Genomic DNA, 21,130 nt, shown 5'->3' with positions numbered 1-21,130 from the left:
CTCTCACAATCCGCTTAGACTCGACCGGTGGCGAAACGCGGACCCTACGGAAAGGGCATCGAACGGCGGGAGCAGATCCTCGAGGCCGCCCTGAAGACCATCGCGGAACGCGGCTTCCTCGCGACCTCGGTGGCCGAACTGGCCGAGGCCGTCGGGCTGAGCCAGAGCGGACTGCTGCACTACTTCGGTTCCAAGGAGGAACTGTTCGTCGCGGTGCTGCTCAAACGGGATCAGGTCGACGCCGCCAATCTGGGCGAGGCCACGCCCGAGGCGCTGATCCGGCTCATCCGACACAACACCCAGGTCCCCGGGCTCATCGAACTCTTCACCCACATGCAGGCCGCGGCCGCGGACCCCAACCATCCCGCGCACGAATACATGCGGCTGCACTACGAACTGGGCACCGCCGCCTTCGCCGAGCTGATCCGCGGTTTGCAACGCGACGGCAAGGTCCCGACCGCCGTCGACCCCCAGGTGATGGCGACCGCGTTCATGGCCCTGTCCGACGGTCTGCAATCGCGGTGGCTCATCGACCCGGCCATCGATATGGAGTTCTACCTGCGGCAGTGCTGGGCCCAGTTCACCGGCGTCGAGCCCCGCACTGGCTAGCCGAGCCACGCGGCGATCGCCAGGAAAACACCGATCAGCACGAACAGAATGGCCATCAGCGGAACGATGAACTTCACGTACCGGTCGTAGCGCACCTTGGCCAGCGCGATACCACCGGTGACCACCGCGGTCGTGGGCGTCACCAGATTCGCCCAGCCCGACGCCGACTGCCACGCCGTCACCACCAACGACCGCGGCACGTGCGCGAAATCGGCCAGCGGGGCCATGATCGGCATGGCCAGCGTGGCGTGCCCGGACGTCGACGGGATCAGGAACGCCAGCGGCACGTTCACCAGGAACACCGCCACCGCGAACACCGCCGACGAGGTGCCCGACACCACACCTTCCAGCGCGTGCAGCACCGTGCTGGTGATCTGAGTGTTGTTCATGATCACCGTGACGCCGCGGGCCAGCACGATCACGAAGCCCGCGCCGACGAAATCGCTGAAGCCCTTGCCGATGTTCTCCGACATCTTGGCCTCGCCCAGTCCGCCCGCCAGACCCACCACGATCGCGCCGACCAGGAACAGGGCGGTCAGTTCCGGGAAGTACCAACCCAGTTCCCAGCCGTAGGGTTTCGCGTCGGGGCCCTTGATGACGGTGCCCCACGGGATGATCGAGAAGATCATGAACGCGAAGGTGACGCCGACCAGCCACAGCACCGCCACCTGGCGGCGGGTCATCGGATCTGGTTCGTGCTCATCGGCTTTCACCTCGCTGTCGCCGGGCTGCCAGCCCGACCACGACTTGCTCGGATCCGCCTGGACGCGGCGCGCGTACCAGATCACGTAGGCGACGGTGACCGTTGTCAGCACCACCAGCATGGCCAGGCGCAGCACGATGCCGTCGCCGATGGCGATGCCCGCCGCCGAAGACGCCGTGCCGGTGGCGAACGGGTTCACCGTCGAACACAGCACACCGATGCCCGCGCCCGAGATGATCGCGCCGACCGCGGTCATGCGGTCATAGCCCAGGGCCAGGGTCAACGGGACCAGCAGGGCGTAGAAGCCCAGGGTCTCCTCGGCGAATCCCTCGACGGTGCCGGCGATCGCGAACACCACCATGATGCCGACGATCAGCAGGATCGACCGGTTGCGGAGCTTGAACGCCAGGCGTCCGATCCCGCTGTCCAGCGCGCCGGTGGCGAAGGCGACGGTGATGAACGCGCCCACCGCCAGCACGAACAGGAACACCGCGGCCGCGCCGTAGAGCGAACCGCTCAGGTCCGGGGCGACCTGCGAGGTCTTCGCGTCCTGAATGCCGTAGAGCCCGTTGACCGGAGCCAGGAACATGTCCCGGATGCGCGCCGAGAACTCCTTGGCGTCCGCGATGCGGTGATAGGAGCCCGCGATCGGGCGGCCCTGCGCGTCCACGTCGTAGGAGCCCGGCGGAATCACGAAGGCAGCCAGCCACACCGCGAGGGTGACCCCGGCCAGGATCGTGTACGTGGACGGGAAGCCGCGCTTCTTCTTGTGCCGCACGGGCTTCGGAGCGTCCTCGATGGTCGCGGTGTCGCTCATCGGCGCATCCTGTCGGCGAAGAGCTGGAAGAACTCGGCCTCGGCCAGCGCCACATTCCGCAACTCGCTCAGCAGCACCCGTTCGTTGAAGCCGTGCATATTGCATTCGGAATCCTCGACGCCGAGCATGAGCACCTCGGAGCCGGGATTGGCGGCGGCCATGGCATTGGTCAGCGGAATGGAACCGCCCATGGCCGAATCGATGGCGTCGACACCCCACGCCTTGGTCATGGCCGCACCCATGGCCGCGTACGCGGGACCGTCGGTACGGGCGGCGAATCCGGCGCCGATATCGCCACCGGTCACCTCCAGCTCGACCCCGAACGGCTTGGCCTTCTTCAGATGCTCGATGACGGCGCGCTGCCCCTCGGCCGGGTCCTGCTCGGGGTGCACGCGCACGTTCAGGTACGCCTTGGCGTATGGAACCACCGCGGACGCAGCGGTTTTCGTCGGCGGGGCGTCCAACCCGATCACGGTGATCGCCGGGCCGTACCAGATCCGCTCACCGATCGGACCGGTCCCGAGCAACGGCATACCCGGCCGCATTCCCGTCACCCGCGCGAATTCGGCGTCGGTGTAGTTCGCGCCCGTCCAGTGGTCGCGACGCAGCCCCGGCACCGCGACATTCCCGTCCGCGTCGTGCAGCGTGGCCAGCGCGGCGATCAACGACAACAGCGCATCCGGTGCCGCACCGCCGAACTGCCCCGAGTGCACCGGCGCGGCCAGGGTGCGCACCTCCACGAACACGTCCGCGACCCCACGCAACGCGGTCACCAGCGTCGGCTGCCCCGCGCGGATATTGCCCGCATCGCAGATCAACAGCGCGTCGGCTTCGAACAACTCCGGATGCTCGGCCGGATAGTCGTCGAAGACCGACCCGTACTCCTCCTGCCCCTCGATCACCACCGTCACCCCGACCGGCGGCTTACCCCCGAACGCCCGCAACGCCCCGATATGCGCCACCACATTGGCCTTACAGTCCGCCGCGCCCCGTCCGTAGATCGCCCCGTCCTGCTCGATGGGTGTGAACGGCGGTGTGTTCCAGAGACTTTCGTCCCCCGCGGGCTGCACGTCGTAGTGCCCGTACAGCAGGACGGTCGGCGCGCCCTCCGGAGCCGGGATCCGTCCGTAGACGACCGGCGAGGTATCGGGCAGATCCAGCACCCGAATCTCCCCCACGCCGGACTTCCGCAACTCCTCGGCGATCAGATCGTGCGCCCGCTGGACATTCTCCTTCGGATAGTCCGGAAACGCGATGGACGGTATCTCCACCAAGTGCCCGAGCAGTGCCTTCAACTCCGGCATGAGTCCGTCGACAGTACCGCTCAGATCCTGGCGCAGGTCCATTCCGTCATCGAACCACCACCCGGCGTCGGTTCACCGCGAATCTTCAGCGACACGCAGAATCGGCAGCGGCGGAACCACGGCGGGGTCGGCCAGGACCGCGCGGCGGGCGAAGCCGAGGGCGCCGATGAGGATGGCATCGTCGCCGAGGACCGCGGGTGCGATCCGAAGCCCGAGCGTGGGGGCCAGGGCCCGGCGGCCGCGGAGGCGATTCTCGATGGTCGGCGCGATCCAGGGGAACCACTCCGCCAGCAGGCCGCCGAGAACGACTTCGTCGATGTCGAGGAGGGCGGTGATCGAGAGGATGGCCGTGCCGAGGGCGGTGGCGGCGGCGTCCATTGCCGAGAGTGCTTGGGGTTCGGACTGTCTCAGCAGGGCGAGGAGTTCGGACTGGGCGGCTTGCAGGCCCTCGTCGTGGAGTAGAGACGTGAGGCCGGCGGAATCGAGGACAGCCTCGGGGCCTGCGAAGGTGACCAGGCAGCCGCGGGCGCCGCAGACGCAGCCGGGGCCGCTCATGGCTACCGGGAGGTGGCCGGGCTCGCCGGCGACGCCGTGACTGCCGGTGTGGATGCGGCCGTCCAGGACGACGCCGCCGCCGATGCCGGTGCCGGCCTCGATGAGGACGAGGCCGCGGGAATCGCGAGGGAGAGCGTGGAATTCGGCGAGGGCGGCGGCGTTGGCGTCGTTGATCACGTCGATCGCCACGGCGGGGGTCGGGAGGTGGGCGGCGATCAGGTCGCGGAGGGGGACCGATTCGAGCCAGCCGAAATCCGGTGCCACCACTACGGTTTGGTCCGGGTCGTCCAGGACCGGGCCGGCCATGGCGATCACCGCGCGGGCGAGGATGGGCCCGGGGCCCGATTCGGCGAGCGGGGCGGCGGCGCGGGTGATGATGGACGCGATGGCGGCGGCCATGGCGGCGGGCGTGCCGGGGGCCGGATCGTGCGCGACGGTGTCGCGCCAGGTGATGACTCCCTCGAGGTCGGACACGGCGACGCGGAGCTGTTCGGAGGTGACCTGGATGGCGGCCACGGCGGCGCGACCGGGTTCCAGTCGCAGCGGGCGGCCGGGGCGGCCGCGGGCGCCGGAACGCTGGGCGTCGTCCTCGGCGATGAGGCCGCGGTCGGCGAGATCGGCGACGAGGGCGGTGACCGAACCGTGAGCCAGTCCGGTGGCGGCGGCCACCTCGGTGCGCGGGCACGGGCCGTGGTCGGCGAGGTGCCGCAACACCAGGCCCAGATTGCGACGCCGAATGGCGGCCGCGTCGGTCGGGGGCGACACGGCCGGGCCGCCAGGGATGGCGGGGCGTCGGGTGGGCGGTGTGGGATCCACGGGATCGAGATTATGGTGTCAGATAAATATTTCAAGTGTTGACGTTAATTCGGGATCAGAGGTTGGCATGGGCGTGGAACGGATCGGACGACGAACTCTGCTGCTGGGAGCGGGGGCGCTGGCCTTCACGGCGGCGTGCGCGCGCGGGACGTCGGAGTCCGAGAAGCCGAAGGAGACGGTGGTCGTGACCACCGCGGCGGGAGCGGTACGCGGGGTGCGGCGGGAAACCGGCGCCGCCTTCCTCGGCATCCCGTTCGCACAGCCGCCGGTGGGCGCGCTGCGGTTCGCCGCGCCGGTGCCCGCCGCCGCGTGGACCGAGACCCGGGACTGCACGGCGTACGGTCCGACCGCTCAGGTCAAGCAGTTGTCCGAGGTGACCGCGATTCCGGAGCCGTCGATTCCCGGGGACGACATCCTCACGGTGAACGTGTTCACCCCGAAGCCGGATCCGGACGCGAAACTGCCTGTGCTGGTGTGGATCCACGGCGGCGGGTTCGTGGCGGGCAGCCCGGCCAGCCCCTGGTACGACGGCGCGGCGTTCAATCGCGACGGCGTGGTGCTGGTGTCGGTCGGGTATCGCCTGGGCATCGAAGGCTTCCTGCATCTCGACGATGCCCCCGACAATCGGGGCGTGCTGGATTGGATCGCCGCGCTGGCCTGGGTGCGCGACAATATCGCCGCGTTCGGCGGGGATCCGGCGAAGGTGACGATCGCGGGCCAGTCGGCGGGCGGCGGCGCGGTGTGGGCGCTCATGAACACTCCGTCCGCGAAAGGTCTTTTCCGCGCGGGTATTTCGGAGTCCGGCGCGGTCACCCAGCCCAATGATCGCGCCACCGCGCTGGCCATGTCGGCCCTGTTCACCAAGCGCACCGGCCTGCCCGCCACCGCCGCCGCGCTGCGGGACCTGAGCAAGTCCGGGTTGCAGGACCTCGAGGACAAGCTGCGCATGCCCGGACCCGACAGCACGGCCGCCACCCTGCTCGGCCTCGCCCCGTGGGCGGACGGCACGCTCATCCCGGCCACCAGCGGCGCGGTGCTGAAATCCGGTGCGGACCAGGATGTTCCACTCATGCTCGGCTTCACCGCCCACGAATTCAATGCCGCGCCGCTGACCGGACAACGGCCGCCGGTCACCGACACCACGCTGCCCGCCGCCCTGGGCGCGCTCGGTTTCGACGCCTCCCGCGCCGCCGACTGGCACCTCGCCTACCCGGGGCTGTCGGCGGATCAGCTTGCGGGACAGGCCCAGAGCGATGCCGTGATCCGGATGCCGTCCTACCGGGTGGCCGAGATGCGGGCGGGCCGCGGGCAACCCACCTGGCTCTACGAGTTCACCTGGACCTCGAACGCCTCCGAGTTCCAGGGCATGTCCTTTCACTGCCTCGACGTCCCGTTCGCCTTCGACCTGCTGAAGGCCCAGGGCGTGACCGCGGTGGCCGGCGAGCATCCGCCGCAGGCGCTGGCCGACGCCATGCACCGGGCGTGGGTCGCGTTCATCAGCAACGCCGACCCGGGCGCCGACTGGCCCCGCTACACTCGCGACCGGCGCGAAACCATGATCTGGTCGGACGCGCCGCACGTCCAGTCCGATCCCTTCGCCGCACAGCGCCCGATCTGGCTGCGCTGAACCCGCGGGCTACCGTGGAGCAATACGCGTCGAGTCGAATCGTGGATAGGTGGGTCGGTCAATGCAGGTGAAGCGCTGGATCGCACCGGCGGCGGTGGCCGTGGCCTGCGGGCTGTCGACCGTCCCGGCCGCACAGGCCGCGCCGGGTGACACCGAGGCCGCGCTGGGCGGCGGCTCGGGCCTGGTGCTGGGCCAGGGCGGGCACACCGCCAAGTGCAGCCTGACCACCATCGGCTACGACGCCGCCGGGCGACTGGTCGGCTTCACCGCCGGACACTGCGCCGAGGCCGGTACGCCGGTGCACGGCGAGCAGTTCCCCGACGCCGGGGTGGTCGGGGTGGTCCGCGCCGCGGACGCGCAACTCGACTACGCGGTCATCGAATTCGATCCGGCCGCGGTCACCCCGCTGCGCTCGTTCGACGGCACCACCATCGCCGGGTTCGCGCCGACGCCGCCCGCCTGGAGCGTGGTGTGCCAGAACGGCCGGACCAGCGGGCACGCCTGTGGCGTGGTGTGGACGTCGAGCCCGGTGGGGCTGCTGGAGCAGGCCTGCTCCAGCTACGGCGATTCGGGCGCGCCGGTCACCATCGGTGACAGGCTGGTCGGCATGATCTCCGCGCCGCTGATCAGCGACACCCGCAATCTCCGGTTCAGCTGCACCGACGCCAACAATCCGCTGCACTCCCCCGTCATCGCCGTCGCGTTCGACACCGTGCGCGCCGCGGTCGACGCCGGCAAGGGCGTGGGCAGCGGCTTCCAGCCGGTCTAGGGCCACCTACCTCGTCCCCGGAAAACAACGAACCCGGCCGCACCCTGCACGGCCGGGTTCGAGATCCGGAATCCGATCAGGCCGAACGGGTTTCGGCCGCGACCGGAGCCGCCTTGCGGGCGCCGCGACGGAACCGCAGCACACCGTCCTCCAGCGGAGCCTTGCGCAGCATGGCGCGGTCGCGGAAGTAGTTGTTGATCACCAGCCACGGCCCCCGGGTGCCCTGACGCGGCATGACGCCGTCACCGCGCTGGATGTAGCCGGAGGTCAGCGCGCCGCCCATGAGCGACGCCTCGGACCGGTCGCCCTCCTCGGGCACCGCGACCACTTCGCTGAAACCATTGTCGCGCATGTGGTTCAGCAGGCGGCAGAAGTACTCCGCGGCCAGGTCGGCCTTGAGGGTCCAGGAGGCGTTGGTGTAGCCGAGCACGATCATCATGTTCGGCACACTGCCCAGCAGTGCGCCCTTGTAGGCCACCAGATCCCGGGTGGCGAGCGTCTCGCCGTCCACCTCGAGGTCCGCGCCGCCGAGCATCTGCACCTTCAGACCCGTTGCGCTGACCACGATGTCGGCCTCGAGCTCCTGGCCCGAGGACAGCCGGATGCCCTTCTCGGTGAAGCTCTCGATGGTGTCGGTGACGATCGACGCCTCGCCCTTGCGCAGCACCTTGAACAGATCGCCGTTGGGCACGACACAGAGGCGCTGATCCCACGGGTTGTAGCTCGGGGTGAAGTGCTTCATGTCGATGTTCGGCCCGACCTGCGCGCGCACGGCGGCCAGCATGAGCTTGGCCGACAGCTTCGGGTTGGTGCGCGAGAGCTGGTAGCTGGCCCGCTGCAGCGCGATATTGCGCGCCCGGCCCGCCTTGTAGGCGATGGCCGCGGGCACCTTGGCGAACTTGAAACCGACCGCGACCGGGTCGTCGGCGGGCAGCGCGGCGATGTAGGTGGGCGACCGCTGCAGCATGGTGACATGCGCGGCGTCCTTGCTCATGGCCGGGATCAGGGTGATGGCGGTCGCGCCACTGCCGATCACGACCACGCGCTTGCCCTTGTAGTCGAGATCCTCGGGCCAGTGCTGCGGGTGCACGATCTGGCCGCCGAAGGTCTCCGCACCGGGGAACGCCGGCTGGTAGCCATTGTCGTAGTCGTAGTAGCCGGTGCAGCCGACGAAGAAGTCGCTGGTGTAGGTCTCGGTCTCGCCGGTGCGCTCGTCGAGCACCTCGACGGTCCAGATGCTCTCGGCGCTGGACCAGGACGCCTTGGTGACCTTGCGGCCGAAGCGGATGTGGTCGATGACGCCGTACTCGGCGGCCGTGTCCTCGACGTACTGTCGGATGTGGGGTCCGTCGGCGAGCACCTTGGTGCCGTGCCACGGCCGGAAACCGAACCCGAAGGTGTACATGTCCGAGTCGGATCGGATACCGGGGTACTTGAACAGGTCCCAGGTGCCGCCGATGGCGGTCCGGCGCTCCAGGATCAGGTAGCTGCGCCCGGTCTTCTCCCTGGTCAGGTGGCAGGCCATGCCGATACCGGACAGGCCCGCGCCGATGATCAGTACGTCGACATGCCGCGTCATGGGGAACTCGCTTCTGGTCGCGCCCGGACACCGGCGTCCGGGCGTACCGAGTATTACATGTTATTTACGGTAACGTCTACCACCGGTCGGGCTAGGCTGCGCGGACCTGGCCCGGCCGATCCGGCTCCGACCGGTAGCGGGTGCTCGGGCCGCCGATGCCGAGGGCGTTCCAGACCCGCTTGGACACCGGGTTCATCAGCCCGATCTTCTTGGCCAGCGACCGCACGTCACCGAAGAAGCCCGCGAACGCCTCCTTCGAGTCGGCGGACCCGAAGAACACCTCCTTGCGGACCTCGCGCGGGATGCCGAACTCCTCGAAGAAGGCGCGCGGCGGAACCAGGATCGCCCGCCCGCCGATCCACATGACGATCGGGAAGGCCAGCGACAGTACGAACTTGTCGAACGGGTTCGCCTGCGGCACATGGTGTTCCAGGAACTCGTGCGCGAAGGAGATGTGGCGGGCCTCCTCGGCGATGTGAATCGCCATGACGCCGCGCATGATCGGGTGGATGTCCTCGCCGGCGCGCAGGATCGTCTTCTGGATGTGGTCGATCGGCTCCTCGCCCGAGAGCACGGCCATGAAGAACAGATTCGGGAAGACCGAGGCCAGCGGCGGCACCAGGTAGGTGAGCTGCTTGAGGATCGTGCTCATGCCGGGCACGTCGATCCCGATGCGGTTCACCATCTCCTGGAACATCAGGGTGTGGTTGCACTCCTCGATGACCTCGTGGGTGCAGTACCGGAACTCCGGCGAGCCATTGGGCAGTTTGAAGGTGTGCTGCACCATGCCGCCGATGAGCAGGGTCTCGAACTGCAGGCCGACCTTGGCGATATTGGCCTGCCGCCACAGGCCGATGGCGATCTTGCGCGCCTCGGACTGGGCCTGATACCAGGGATGCCGGGCGAACATGTCACCGGAGACGGGCAGGATCCAGCGCTTGTCGTCGGCCTTGACCTCGAAATCGGGGTGGTCCCAATCGATATCGGTGTAGGGGTCGAAATTCTTGTCGACGGACCCCTGCGAGAGCAGCATGAGCTTGTCGGCGTACTGCCGGGCAAGCGCGACCGCGGGGTCGTCCGTCGCATGTGCTGACGTCATTGTCAGAGCCTCTTTCGGAAATGGACCTAAGTATCTGTAATCCATGGTTACGCGTACATTGGCGCCGCGTCAACAGGTACCGACCAGTAGGGTTCAGCTCCAGAAGAGAGGACGCAGTCCCCACCCCTCGAATTCGGCCCCGACCAGGTCGCGAAGGGCTTCCCGAGTCGGGAAGCGATCCGGATCCGCACCCGTGATCGCGAGGGTGACCGTGTCGCCGTCGCTCGACCAGGACAGGTTCAGGCCGACCTCCACGCGACGGAACAGATCGGTGTCGGCGGTGCAGACCACCGGCCGCATGAGCACCGAGCGGGCGCGCACCCCCGCGATGGTCGCCACGCCCTGACCGGTCTCACCGAGATTCGTGCACAGGCATTCCGGGGCCTTGGCCGTGCGGGAGAAGAAGCCCAGGACGACCTTCGGCAGCATCATCTGGACCGGCTGGAGGTGTTGCAGCGCGGGGGTGGTGGCCGGATCGGAATAGGCGCGGGCCGCCTGCTTGATGGCGGTCCGGACCTGACGCAGGTCGGTGCGCTCGCCCTTGCGGTAGGGCACGGCGATGGGCAGGCCGGTGGTGGCATTGCCGCGGGGATCGTCGAGGCCGCGCAGGGACCGCGGAATGTCGACGCGGACCTCGGCGCCGTCCTCGATACGGCCGCTGCGGCCGAGCAGGCCGACGGCGACGCCGACCATGAGGCCGTTGTCGGTGCCGTCGTGGGCGGCGGCGACGGCATTCCATTCGGCCGCATCGACTTCCACGACGAGGTCGGCGGCGGAGTGGCGATCCGGGAGCGGCAGCCGCGGTTCGGAGGGGCGCGGGTTGCGGTCGGGCTCGCGGACGTCGCGGGCCTCGATCGCGGCGCGGATACCGCGGGCGGCGGCGCGCAGCTGGCCGATGGCGTCGGCGAGGTGCGCGCGCAGCAGGCCGCCCATGGGGATCGCGCCCACCAGGCGGCCCGAACTCGTCGCGATATCCGGTGTGTCCCCGGCGTCCAGGCGGCGTAGCGCGTCACCCAGCGCGTAGAGCACCGCGCCGCCGTCCGCGCCCACATGCGAGGTGACCAGGGACAGCAGGGTGCCGCCGGAGGTGGTCGGCGCGGCCGACAGTCGCCACACCCGGCCGGTGACCGGGTCGAACTCCACCCTGCTCTGTTCGAAAAGCCAATCCAGGACGGCTGTTTCGGATACCGGCCGCTCTTGCACAGCCAGCGGTTCCGCCGTCGCGGCCGATACCCACCACGGCCGAGCGAAGGGGACGGACGTGGTCATCACCCGCCGCGCCAGGAAGCCGTGGGCGAGGTGCGCGTGCAGGCGTTCCAGCACGGCGGGATCCAGCGGTTCGTCGAAGCGCCAGGCCAGCTGATTGACCAAGGCGGTGCCGTACAGGTCGTGCAGTTTCAGGAACAGGTCGTCGTCGGCGGTGAGCCGGTTCAGGACGGCGGGCATGACGGTCTCCGGGTCACTCGGCACGCAGGGTGCGAACGGTCAAGGGCGCGAACACGATCGCGACGACGAGCGCGGAACCCACCGACCAGGCGAAGTCGGAGCCGACCGAACCGGACTCGGCCAGGGTGCGCACCGCCGCCACCAGATGCGAGACGGGGTTGTAGTCGGAGACGTGGCGCAGCCAGGTGGGCATGGCCGCCTCCGGGACCAGGGCATTGGAGGCGAAGCTGGCGAAGGTGAGCACCAGCATCGACATGCCCTGCACGGCGGCGGGTTTGGCCACGGTGACGCCGATGAAGGCGAACAGCCAGCTCATGGCGGTGGTCGCGAAGACCACCAGGGCCGCACCCGCCACCAGGCCCAGCGGGTGGTCCGGCCGGTAGCCCATGCCGAAGCCCACCAGCAGCACCATGAGCGCGGCGATCACGTAGCGGGTCGCGCCCGCCAGCAGGCCACCGGCCACCGGCGCGAAGCGCGCGATCGGCATGGAGACGAAGCGGTCGAAGACACCCGAGCGGATGTCCTCGGAGAGCTGGACGCCCATGGCGACCGAGGAGGTGAGCACGATCTGCACCAGCACACCGGGAATCAGCGTGGGCAGGTACGCGTCCAGGCTGCCCGCGATGGCCTTGCCGAAGACGCTGCCGAACAGCAGCGGGCCCACGATCGGCAGCAGCACGGCGTCGTAGAGCAGCTGCGGGCTGTGCCGGAAGGTCAGCAGGCCGCGCTGGGCCATGAACAGCGACTGCGCCAGACCCGCGCGCAGGCCGACCCGGGTGAGACGGGGCTGCCGGGCGATGCGGGCGGTGGGGTGCACGAGTACCGGGGTGTCGGACAGGACGGTCATGCGGTCCGCCTTTCGGCCGGAGGCGTGGTGCGGGCCGGGCGCCGCGTGAGCGCCAGGAACACCGAATTCAGGTCGGGGCGTTCGACCCCGAAGCCGCGCAGGCGGATCCCGGTGTCGCGGCAGGCGGCGACGATGTCGGCGGCCGCGCCGATATCGGTGAGCGGAACGGTCACGGTGGCGGGGTTGTCGCCGTGCAACGGCGTGGTGCCGGTGAGCCTTTCGACGACGGCATCCGCCAGCGGGCGCTGCGCGGAATCGGCCAGATCGAGGCGCAGCATCTCCTCGCCGATGGAGGACTTCAACTCCCCCGCCGTGCCCTCGGCGACGACGGTGCCGTGGTCGATCACGGCGATCCGGTCCGCGAGGGCGTCCGCCTCCTCGAGGTACTGGGTGGTGAGCAGGATGGTCGCGCCGCGCCCGACCAGGCCGCGCACCACCGACCACATGCGCTCGCGGGTGTGCGGGTCCAGACCGGTGGTGGGCTCGTCCAGGAAGATCAAGGGCGGCACCGTGATCAGCGTCGCCGCCAGATCCAGTCGCCGCCGCATGCCGCCCGAGAACGACCCCACCCGCCGGTTGGCCGCGGCGGTCAGCTCGAACTCGTCCAGCAGTTCCGCCGCCCGATCCTGGGCCGCTCTCCGGCCGAGGCCGAGCAGCCGCCCGAACAGGCGCAGGTTCTCCCACGCGGTCAGGTTCTCGTCCACGGCCGCGTACTGCCCGGTCAGCCCGATCATCGACCGCACAGCCGTGGCCTGACCGACCACGTCGTACCCGAAAACCGTTGCGGTGCCCCGGGATGGACGCGCCAGGGTGGCCAGCATCCGCACGGTGGTCGTCTTCCCCGCGCCATTGGGTCCCAGCAGCGCGAACACCGTCCCGGCCGCGACGTCCAGGTCGACCGCGTCGACGGCGGTCATGGATCCGAAACTCTTTCCGAGTCCGCGTGTTTCGATGGCGATCTCACTCATCGCGCACCTCCGATCATTGTCGAAGCCGAATATCCACCGGTTGGGATCGAGAGTCCTTCCGCGCCCGGCGATCGCGTCGTAGCCTGCGGCAGCAGGGTTTCGACGGCGTCCGCGGCACGTGCGACCCCGTCGCCGCGGAATCGCGCCCCGTAGGCGGCCGCCCGCAGCCGCACGTCGGGCCGGCTCGCGCGAATCAGCAACCGTTCCAGCCGATTCGCGGTGAGTCCCGCGAACGGCGCGGTCGCCCCCAGCCCGAGGGCCTCCACCTGCCTGCCCCAGTACGACTGATCCGCCTGCACCGAACAGATCACCGACGGCACCCCCGCGCGCAAGACCGCAGCGGTGGTCCCGGCCCCGCCGTGGTGGACGGCGACATCGCACAACGGCAGCACCGCTCGGTGGTCGACCTGATCCACCACCGCCAGCTCATCATCGATCCGGCCTCGGAACATCGGGCCCACCAGCAATATCCGCCGCCCGAGCCGCCGACCTACCTCTCGGACCAGCGACTCGACCGCGACCGGTTCGGCCACCGGCATCGACCCGAAACCCGCGTACACCGGAGCGGGACCGGCGATCAGCCACTCCAGCAACTCCGCACCGAGCCTGGGGCCTCCTTCCTCGACCGCGCTCGTTCCGGGCTCGGGCCACTCCGGCGCACGCCGCCCGGCGCCGTCCTCGGCAGCCACCGGGAACCCGGTGAACGGCATGTCGCGCAGTTCGTCCGCGAGCCCGGGGAACAGTGCGGGGTCGTAGGCCTGAATCGCCGTGTATGCCGGGGTCCGCCGGCCCGCACGATCGACCAGGGGCGGTATCGACCCGCCCCGCCCCGATCCGGGTGCCCGGTCCTCCGGCCGGGCGCGGGCCTCGAAGCCACCGGCATGCACGGCGGAGGTGCGCGAGGCCGAGCCACGGGCTGCGGTGCGACGGAAAGCCGCGCGCTCGGGCTCGAGGCTCCACGCGCGCGCCACGGTCAACGCCTTCCAGCCCAGCCGGTTCAGCGTGCCCGGGAGGTGTCGCCCCCATGCCGCCGGGATCACCGGGACCGAACGGTTCGGTTCGATCGGGAAGAAGTGCACCGCTGCGATCGGAATCCCGTGGTGCCGTGCGACTTCCGCAGCGGCCTCCTCGCACGCCATGCCGGTGACCAGCGCTTCGGAGCCCCCGGCCAGGGCGAGCAGATCGTCCGCGGCCTCGGCGAATCCGCGGCGTTGCAGCTCCAGCACAGCGCGCACCCGCTGCCCGGGATTCGGGTGCCGGAATCGCCGATCATCGCGTTGAGCGCGCAGCATCTCATCGCTGTCGAGTCCGAACGGCACGGCCGAAACACCGTATCGATCGGCGAACCCGACGAGGTTCGGTGAGACGGCGAGCGTGACGTCGTGGCCACGCGCCGCGAGTTCCCGACCGAGCAGCACGCCCGGCTGGGCGTCGCCCCGGCTGCCGGCGAAGGCGAGCAGCACTTTCATCGTGTACCCCCGATCTCGAGGACACGACCGGATGGCGCCGACATGGGAACGGCGAAACGCCGGCGCACGTATTGATCCGGCCGATGGCGCACATCATCGCGGCGAGCGCGCGGGGTCTTCGACGGCGTATCCATGGTCAGACCCGGGCCGGTGTCAGTGCCCGCGGGGCTTGGGGCGCCGACTCCGCGACACGGTCGGGGGCGGCCGACGGAAGCGCGAAAGACGCTCGCGTGTCGGCGGTTCGGTCTCCGCCACCCTGCTCGCCGGCGAATTCGCGCATGGCGCGGGTGAATTCGGTGAGGAAGCGGTCCATCTCGACCTCCGGGAAGGTGGCCGGGAAGCGGGTGGAGAGGCGGAGGCCGTCGGTGGCTCGGACTATCCAGAAGAAGACCTCGTCGGGAGCGTAGGACTCGGCGCGGAGGGTGTGGCCGCGCAGGGATTCGACGAGTTCGTGGTCGGGGAGGGCCCGGATGTCGAGGAAGGAGATGCCGAAGCGGGGGTGGTCGGTGCAGTTCAGGAGTTCCAGGACGCGGGTCCAGGTGGCGTCGTTGGCGGTGCGGGAGCGGCGCAGGACGGTGCGGGTGGACTCGAGGGCGCTGTCCAGGTCCAGGTCGGGGGCGAGGGTGAGGTCGAGGGGGACGACGTTCACGAACCAGCCCATGGATTCGAGCCAGCGCAGGTCGGGACGAGTGGCGATGGGCATGATGGCGCGCAGGGAGATGTAGCCGAAGGCCCGCCGGTAGGCGATGGCGAGCGCGGTGAAGACCGCCACCGAGAGGCGGTGGCCGCGCTCGCTCACCGCGCGCTCCACCTGCTCGAGTTCACCGAGCGACAACAGCTTTCGCGATACGGAGGTTTGCGGGAGCGCCGCGAGCTCGCCCCCGCCGACGACCGCGCCCGTCCCACCGCCCGCGATCACAGTCGCCCTCCCCTCGGCAGTGATCGCGGGTTCGAAGCGGGGCAGCATGCCGCCGGAGCCGTCGAGGAAGCGCTGCCAGTAGCGGACCGCCTCGCAGTCGGGGGTGAGGGCGGCGGCGGTGTCGCGTTCCCATTGGGCGAAGTCCGCGGCACTGCCGAAGGTCGGCGATTCGCGGGGCGGCTCGCCTCGGGTGACCTCGGCGTACAGGGCGCGGAGTTCGAGGATGACGATGGCCTGCGAGTAGGCGTCCAGCACGGAGTGGTCGGCGGCCACCAGGACGGTGAAGTCGCCGGTGTCGGCGTGCTCCACGGTGGCGAGCAGGCAGTGCGGCCACCGCAGCGGCGATAGTCTCGATTCCAGTGTGGCGCCGAGGTATTCGTTGATCGCGCCGGAGCCGGTGACGCCGGGGATCGGCTCGGCGGTGACGGCGACGTCGGCGGCCACGCAGACCAGCCGCTCGGGTTCGGGGACGTCGTGGCGGGTCACGGTGGTGCGCAGGCCCTCGTGGCGGGCGTGCCAGCGGCGCGCGGTCTCGCGCCAGTGCGCGGGGTGGAACGGCGCGTCCATTTCGAAGATGGTTCCGATCCAGCGACCCCGGCCCGGTCGCGGGTCCGCGGCGTCCGTCTCCCGGCAGTGGCGGACGTGCACGCTGGTCAGGGGCCGGGCGTCGGCGGTCCACGCCGCCCCGGGCGCCAGTTCGGCCCGCCACAGGGTGAGTGCGCCCGGGCGTACCGCGAATTCGGATAGGTGGGTGTAATCCATGACCGTCTCCCTCATCGAGACTTCGCCGGTGCCGGTGCGGCCGTTCGATTTCCGCAAAAGATTCACGGTGCGCGAAACCACGCGATCGAAACCGTTTATGAGCTATCCGGCGAATTGGAAGCTATTGAATAGTGATATGCCGCTCGACGGTGATGCGGCACACCGGGAGTCCCCCGCCACTGTGCTGTCGAGCACTATTTCCCGGCAGATCCGGCGCCCGCGGCGGCACTGCCCGAGCCCAGCGCCTGAGCCGCGGTGCCGCCGGCTTGCGCGGACCCGCCGGCCGCGCCGCTCCCGGTGCCGAGCAGACCCAGCACCGAGCCGGGTCCGGGTACCAGCCCGGCCAGACTACCCGCGGCGGCACTGCCGGTGCCGAGCGCCCCCACCAGTCCGGCGGCGGTGGCCGACCCCGTCCCCACGGCGGCACTACCGGTTCCGAGCTGCGGCATTATCGATTGTTCGGGGGCCGGCCCGGCACCGGCGGGGGTGTCACCGCCCGTCGGTGCGGCGGTAGCCAGGACGGGCACGAGCAGGGGCACGGCGATCCCCGCCAGCAGGACTGCGGCCGCACGAGCCGATCGGAATGCAGACATGGCCCGATTTCCTTTCACCTTCATCAGGACAAGCGCGCCGAGAGCGGCGACTTGGTGGGGGCAGGTTCGAATTGTGATTGGCGACGCTGCCGAGGATTTTCACCCGATGGGTAGATGACCTGCGAACCCCAGAAAATCATCAACCGGCCAACTCCGCAACCAGCCTGAGCGCAAACAATTGGTTAACGGACTGTTCTCACACCCTTCTCCTGTGCTTCAGGCCACTGCACAGGTGAAATTCGCCTCTACTTCACATTCGGCCGCAGACCGCCGGCGCACCCCGGGCGGAAAACGAGTTGCTCGCGGGTACCCGATTTCTGGGATCCTGGGCTGGTGAACGCAGGGGAAATCACCGTCGAGTTCGCGCCGGAGCTGCGCGTGTTCGTCGGTCAGCGGGACCGCACGCCGGTCCGGGTGGACGGCACCTCGACGCTGGGGCACGTGGTGGAGTCGCTGGGCGTGCCGCTCACCGAGGTGGGCACGGTCCTGGTGGACGGCGAATCCGTTGCCACCGGCCACATTCCGCGCGGCGGCGAGAAGATCACCGTGTCGGCCGTGGCCCGCCCGCAACCGTGCGCCGAGCCGCTGCGCTTCCTGCTCGACATCCATCTGGGCACCCTGGCGCGCCGCCTGCGTCTGCTGGGAATCGATGCGGCCTACGAGAATCCCGATATCGGCGACGCCGCGCTGGCCTCCCGTTCCGCCGCCGAGCAGCGGGTCCTGCTCTCCCGCGACCGCGGCCTGCTGCGCCGCCGCGAAATCTATTCCGGCGCCTACGTGTACAGCCACCACCCCGCCGAGCAGCTGGACGACATCCTGTCCCGCTTCGCCCCGCGCCTGGCCCCGTGGACCCGCTGTACCTCCTGCAACGGCGCGCTCCGCCCCGCCGACCCGGCCACGGTCCGCGACCGCCTGCCGGACAACACCGGCCAGAGCTACGACACCTTCGCCGAGTGCGTCGACTGCGGCCAGACCTATTGGAAGGGCGCGCACCACGCGCGTCTGGACGCCATCGTGGCCGACGCATTGGCGAAATTCGCCTGAGCGACGGTAGCCGGCGGGTCGGGTCCGGTCAGCGGGCGCGTGCGGCGGCCGCGGCCGCGTCCAGGCGCGCGCCGAGGGCCTTGACCTGGTCGCGCAGGACTTCGATGTCCTCCACCGGAACTCCCACCAGATCCAGCACGGTGCGGATCATCTGCTGCGCGCCCTGCTGGAGTTCCCGGCTGGCCTCGGTGGCGTGCAGGACCACGGCCCGGCCGTCGGTGGCGCTGCGCACGCTCTCCACCAGGCCGCGCGCCTGTAGTCGCTGGACCAGCGGGGAGAGGGTGCCGTAGTCGAGGTGCACCTGTTCGCCCAGGTCCTTCATGGCGATGCCGGGACGCTCCCACAGCGCCAGCAGCACCAGGTATTGCGGGTAGGTCAGATTCATATCGTCCAGGAACGGCCGGTAGGCGGCGGTCATGGATCGCGACGTGGAGTACAGCGCGAAGCACAGCTGGGCATTGAGCGAGAGCAGCGCGTAATCGATCTCCTCGTCCGCTCCGGCCCCAGCGGGTGCGGAAGGCGGATGTTCTTGCATTACTGCACTGTACTGCGGACCGTGGCGAGCACCGCGTCCGTGGCCGCCCGATCACCGACGGTGATGCGGATACCGGTGGGATAGGACTTGACGTGGATGTCCGCGCCCGCCAGCGCGGTCGCGACCCGATCGGCCTCGGGACCGGGCAGGGTCAGGTAGGAGAAATTGGCGTAGCTGTCGGGCACCGAGAGACCGACTGCCCGCAGTCCGGTGGTGAGCCGGTCGCGGTGCGCGGCCAGGGTCGCGACCCGCGCCTCGATCTCGGATTCGGCCTCGTAGCAGGCCCGCACCGCTACCTCGGCCAGCGCGGTCATGCCGAAAGGCAACTGCCAGCGGGCTATTCGCGTGATCAGCCGCGGGGCCCCGAGCGCGTAGCCGACCCGCAGCGCGGCCAGACCGTACGCCTTGGAGAAGGTACGCAGGACGAGCAGGTTCGGATGTCGATCCAACAGGGCGAACACATCGATGCGATCGGCGCCCGACACGAAGTCCACGTACGCCTCGTCGAGGACCACGGTGACGGTATCCGGAACTTCCTTCAGGAGATTCTCGAATTCCTCTGCCGGAACCAGGGTTCCGGTGGGGTTGTGCGGGCTGCAGACCACCAGCAGCCGGGTTCTCCCGGTGACCGCGGCGGCCAGCGCCGGGAGATCCTGGCACCCGGAATCGTTGAGCGGCACCGTGATCGGCCGCCCACCCGCCATGCTGGTCAGGATGGGAAATCCGTCGAAGGTGGGCGTCGCCATCACCACCTCGGCGCCACCCGTCCCGAATTCCTGGACGATGTGCATGATCACGCCGGTCGCGCCCGCGCCCACCACGATCCGATCGGGCGGGCAGCCGAGCCGTTCGGCGATCAGCCGGGGCAGGCGGCGGGGCAGGAATTCCGGATACCGGTTGGCCGAGGCCAGCGCCGCGCTGAGCGCCTCCTGCACCGAGGGCGGCGGGCCGTAGGGAATCTCGTTGAGCTGCAGCCGATGTCCGGCCGTCACCAGGGGACTCACGGCGCCGCCCCCTTCAGCGTCCGCCCCAGCGGAGGGCGGCGGCCCCCGCGAAATCGCCCGCGTGCGCGAAGCCCGCGAACATGACCAGCGATCCGGCCGGCACCCGGCCCTCGTCGACCGCGCGGTCGAAGGTGACCGGAATGCCCGCGCCGAACAGGTTTCCGCAGTCGTCGAAGGTGTCGGGATGCCGTTCCTGCGGCAGTTGCAGGGCGTCTCTCCAATTGCGCAGGAAGGCTCTATTGGGTTGATTGGTGACCAAGAGGTCCAGGTCCTGGGTGGGCACGCCGATCCGGCCGCACACCGCCGACGCGACCTCGGGGACCAGCCGGTTGCCGCGCTGCAGCACCTTGGCGATCTTGGATTCGGTGAAGCCGACGTGCATCTCACCGCTGCCGGCCTCCCAGTAGCGGCGCGGCGGGTCGGCGATCACGGTCATCTGCCCGGAGAACTCGGGCAGGTGGCGGGTCTCGATATCGAGGATCGGCGAATCACCGGATTTCACCAGCAGTCCCGCGCCCGCCCCGTCACCCGGAATGGCGGCCTGTGCCTTGCCGCGCACCTGCTCCTGGGTGAAGACCTGACCGGCCACGTTCTGGATGGTGACCACCAGCGCCGAGCGGGCGTCGGAGGACAGCAGGATCTGGCGGGCCAGCTTCATGCCGTACACGAACGACGCGCAGCCGCCATTGTGCAGGTCGATCAGCCACTCCGGCGCGATGCCGAGCCGGGCCGCCACATCCCCGCCGCTGCCGACGATGCCGATATCGGGCAGCTGGGTGTGCACGATCAGAATGTCGATGCCGCGCAACACGTCCCGGCCGTGCCGGTCCAGGATCGGAGCGACCGCGCGCTCGGCCATATCGGCCGGGGTCTCGCCCGGCGCGACATGGCGGCGGAACTTGGGGGCCTTGAACATGAGGTTCGAGGTGACCTCGTCCGGGTCGGCGTACTGCGCGAAATAGTCGGCGGAGACGATGGTCTCGGGCAGGTACCCGGCGACATCGAGCAGGCTCACGGTGTCGGCGCTCATGATCAGTCCATCCATTCCGGCTTGATCGGCTGCCCGGCGGCGTGCCGGTGTTCGCAGATCGCTTTGAGATTGCGCAGTTCCAGCAGGTGCCCGGCGGCGAAGAGGTGCCAGAAGTCGCCGACCCACACCGGGCGGCCCTCGGGCGCGGTCTCGGGGTAGGCGTTGTCCTCGTAGAAGGGGTGGTGGCAATTGGTCCAGGTGACGACCGAACCCGGCTTGTTCAGCACCACCTGCGCGTCCACCACCCGCATCAGGTAGACCATCCACAGGTGGTCGGCCTGGTCCCAGGCGCAGTGGTAGTCGACGGTGCGAGCCTCGGGGTTGGCGACGGTGCGGGTGAAGATGCGGGTGTGCGAGCCGATGCGGTCGTCGGACACCCACACCTCGGGATCGGCGGTGCGCTCGAAACCGCGCATGCTGTAGGTCCATTCGCACAGGCTGCGGGTGTCGGCCAGGTAGGCGTACACCTCGTCCGGCGGCGCGGCCACGTATTCGGTGACGGTGCAGTACTGTCCGTAGATCTCGTCGTGCGGGTACACGGCGCGGGTCATGTCCAGGACCAGCGGCATGCCCTCCTTGAGGGCCATGGTCTCGATGCGGTACACGCCCGGCACGTCCAGCTCCGGGACTTCGAT

Annotated in this window: 19 protein-coding genes; 4 read left to right on the top strand and 15 right to left on the bottom strand. The window is 69.6% G+C overall.

Annotation, left to right across the window (positions count from 1 at the left end):
• Window positions 1-27: 27 nt before the first annotated feature.
• Entirely contained in the window at window positions 28-609 is a 582-nt protein-coding gene (locus tag ACFRAQ_RS17280; RefSeq protein ID WP_379100539.1) for a TetR/AcrR family transcriptional regulator, read from the top strand.
• Here the strand turns inward: ACFRAQ_RS17280 and ACFRAQ_RS17275 are convergent.
• Genes ACFRAQ_RS17275 through ACFRAQ_RS17265 form a run of 3 tightly spaced genes read right to left on the bottom strand, consistent with a single transcriptional unit; the run spans window position 606 to window position 4,804 of the window.
• Window positions 606-2,129 carry a YfcC family protein gene (locus ACFRAQ_RS17275; protein ID WP_379100537.1) on the bottom strand — a complete coding sequence of 508 codons (1,524 nt, stop codon included), beginning with the start codon at window positions 2,127-2,129 and terminating at the stop codon, window positions 606-608. The genes ACFRAQ_RS17280 and ACFRAQ_RS17275 overlap by 4 nt on opposite strands.
• Complete coding sequence (locus ACFRAQ_RS17270; protein ID WP_379100535.1) at window positions 2,126-3,475, bottom strand: M20/M25/M40 family metallo-hydrolase; 1,350 nt, start codon at window positions 3,473-3,475, stop codon at window positions 2,126-2,128. Before ACFRAQ_RS17270 ends, ACFRAQ_RS17275 begins: the two co-directional genes overlap by 4 nt.
• Before the next feature lie 30 nt (window positions 3,476-3,505).
• Window positions 3,506-4,804: an ROK family protein gene (locus ACFRAQ_RS17265; protein ID WP_379100533.1), complete on the bottom strand. Its 1,299-nt coding sequence runs from the start codon at window positions 4,802-4,804 to the stop codon at window positions 3,506-3,508.
• Between the two features lie 67 nt (window positions 4,805-4,871).
• Between ACFRAQ_RS17265 and ACFRAQ_RS17260 the strand changes: the two genes are divergently transcribed.
• Both ACFRAQ_RS17260 and ACFRAQ_RS17255 read left to right on the top strand, forming a co-directional pair.
• Complete coding sequence (locus tag ACFRAQ_RS17260; protein WP_379100531.1) at window positions 4,872-6,431, top strand: carboxylesterase/lipase family protein; 1,560 nt, start codon at window positions 4,872-4,874, stop codon at window positions 6,429-6,431.
• 61 nt (window positions 6,432-6,492) lie between these two features.
• Window positions 6,493-7,200, top strand: coding sequence for a hypothetical protein (locus ACFRAQ_RS17255; protein ID WP_379100529.1), 708 nt, complete (start codon window positions 6,493-6,495; stop codon window positions 7,198-7,200).
• 76 nt (window positions 7,201-7,276) lie between these two features.
• Here the strand turns inward: ACFRAQ_RS17255 and ACFRAQ_RS17250 are convergent, their stop codons facing one another.
• From ACFRAQ_RS17250 to ACFRAQ_RS17215, 8 genes are all read right to left on the bottom strand, one after another.
• Window positions 7,277-8,779, bottom strand: coding sequence for a flavin-containing monooxygenase (locus tag ACFRAQ_RS17250; RefSeq protein WP_379100527.1), 1,503 nt, complete (start codon window positions 8,777-8,779; stop codon window positions 7,277-7,279).
• 91 nt (window positions 8,780-8,870) lie between these two features.
• A complete protein-coding gene (locus ACFRAQ_RS17245; RefSeq protein ID WP_379100525.1) occupies window positions 8,871-9,878 on the bottom strand; it encodes a diiron oxygenase in 1,008 nt (335 codons plus the stop codon).
• Between the two features lie 93 nt (window positions 9,879-9,971).
• On the bottom strand, window positions 9,972-11,324 hold the full coding sequence (locus tag ACFRAQ_RS17240; RefSeq protein WP_379100523.1) for a hypothetical protein: 1,353 nt from the start codon (window positions 11,322-11,324) through the stop codon (window positions 9,972-9,974).
• Window positions 11,325-11,337: 13 nt separating this feature from the next.
• Entirely contained in the window at window positions 11,338-12,171 is an 834-nt protein-coding gene (locus ACFRAQ_RS17235) for an ABC transporter permease (protein ID WP_379100521.1), read from the bottom strand.
• Window positions 12,168-13,139, bottom strand: coding sequence for an ATP-binding cassette domain-containing protein (locus ACFRAQ_RS17230; RefSeq protein ID WP_379100519.1), 972 nt, complete (start codon window positions 13,137-13,139; stop codon window positions 12,168-12,170). The genes ACFRAQ_RS17235 and ACFRAQ_RS17230 overlap by 4 nt, the downstream gene beginning before the upstream one ends.
• Window positions 13,136-14,608 (bottom strand): glycosyltransferase, encoded by a 1,473-nt coding sequence (locus tag ACFRAQ_RS17225; protein ID WP_379100517.1) that lies wholly within the window; start codon window positions 14,606-14,608, stop codon window positions 13,136-13,138. The genes ACFRAQ_RS17230 and ACFRAQ_RS17225 overlap by 4 nt, the downstream gene beginning before the upstream one ends.
• 136 nt (window positions 14,609-14,744) lie before the next feature.
• Window positions 14,745-16,289, bottom strand: coding sequence for a condensation domain-containing protein (locus ACFRAQ_RS17220; protein WP_379100515.1), 1,545 nt, complete (start codon window positions 16,287-16,289; stop codon window positions 14,745-14,747).
• A gap of 194 nt (window positions 16,290-16,483) precedes the next feature.
• The gene (locus ACFRAQ_RS17215) at window positions 16,484-16,882 is read right to left on the bottom strand and encodes a hypothetical protein (protein WP_379100513.1); all 399 of its coding nucleotides are present in this window, start codon (window positions 16,880-16,882) and stop codon (window positions 16,484-16,486) included.
• A gap of 333 nt (window positions 16,883-17,215) precedes the next feature.
• Between ACFRAQ_RS17215 and ACFRAQ_RS17210 the strand changes: the two genes are divergently transcribed.
• Complete coding sequence (locus ACFRAQ_RS17210) at window positions 17,216-17,926, top strand: Mut7-C RNAse domain-containing protein (protein WP_379100511.1); 711 nt, start codon at window positions 17,216-17,218, stop codon at window positions 17,924-17,926.
• 28 nt (window positions 17,927-17,954) lie between these two features.
• Here the strand turns inward: ACFRAQ_RS17210 and ACFRAQ_RS17205 are convergent, their stop codons facing one another.
• The 4 genes from ACFRAQ_RS17205 to ACFRAQ_RS17190 are packed head-to-tail and all read right to left on the bottom strand — an operon-like array spanning window position 17,955 to window position 21,130.
• A complete protein-coding gene (locus ACFRAQ_RS17205) occupies window positions 17,955-18,461 on the bottom strand; it encodes a MarR family winged helix-turn-helix transcriptional regulator (protein WP_379100510.1) in 507 nt (168 codons plus the stop codon).
• Window positions 18,461-19,465: a pyridoxal phosphate-dependent aminotransferase gene (locus tag ACFRAQ_RS17200; protein WP_379100509.1), complete on the bottom strand. Its 1,005-nt coding sequence runs from the start codon at window positions 19,463-19,465 to the stop codon at window positions 18,461-18,463. The genes ACFRAQ_RS17205 and ACFRAQ_RS17200 overlap by 1 nt, the downstream gene beginning before the upstream one ends.
• Window positions 19,466-19,478: 13 nt before the next feature.
• On the bottom strand, window positions 19,479-20,495 hold the full coding sequence (locus tag ACFRAQ_RS17195; protein WP_357288319.1) for a 3-oxoacyl-[acyl-carrier-protein] synthase III C-terminal domain-containing protein: 1,017 nt from the start codon (window positions 20,493-20,495) through the stop codon (window positions 19,479-19,481).
• A 2-nt stretch (window positions 20,496-20,497) separates the two neighbouring features.
• Complete coding sequence (locus ACFRAQ_RS17190; RefSeq protein WP_379102117.1) at window positions 20,498-21,130, bottom strand: SRPBCC family protein; 633 nt, start codon at window positions 21,128-21,130, stop codon at window positions 20,498-20,500.

It is taken from the genome of Nocardia sp. NPDC056611 (assembly GCF_042792755.1).
GTDB lineage: Bacteria > Actinomycetota > Actinomycetes > Mycobacteriales > Mycobacteriaceae > Nocardia.
This window is presented reverse-complemented; position numbering and strand designations above follow the sequence as displayed.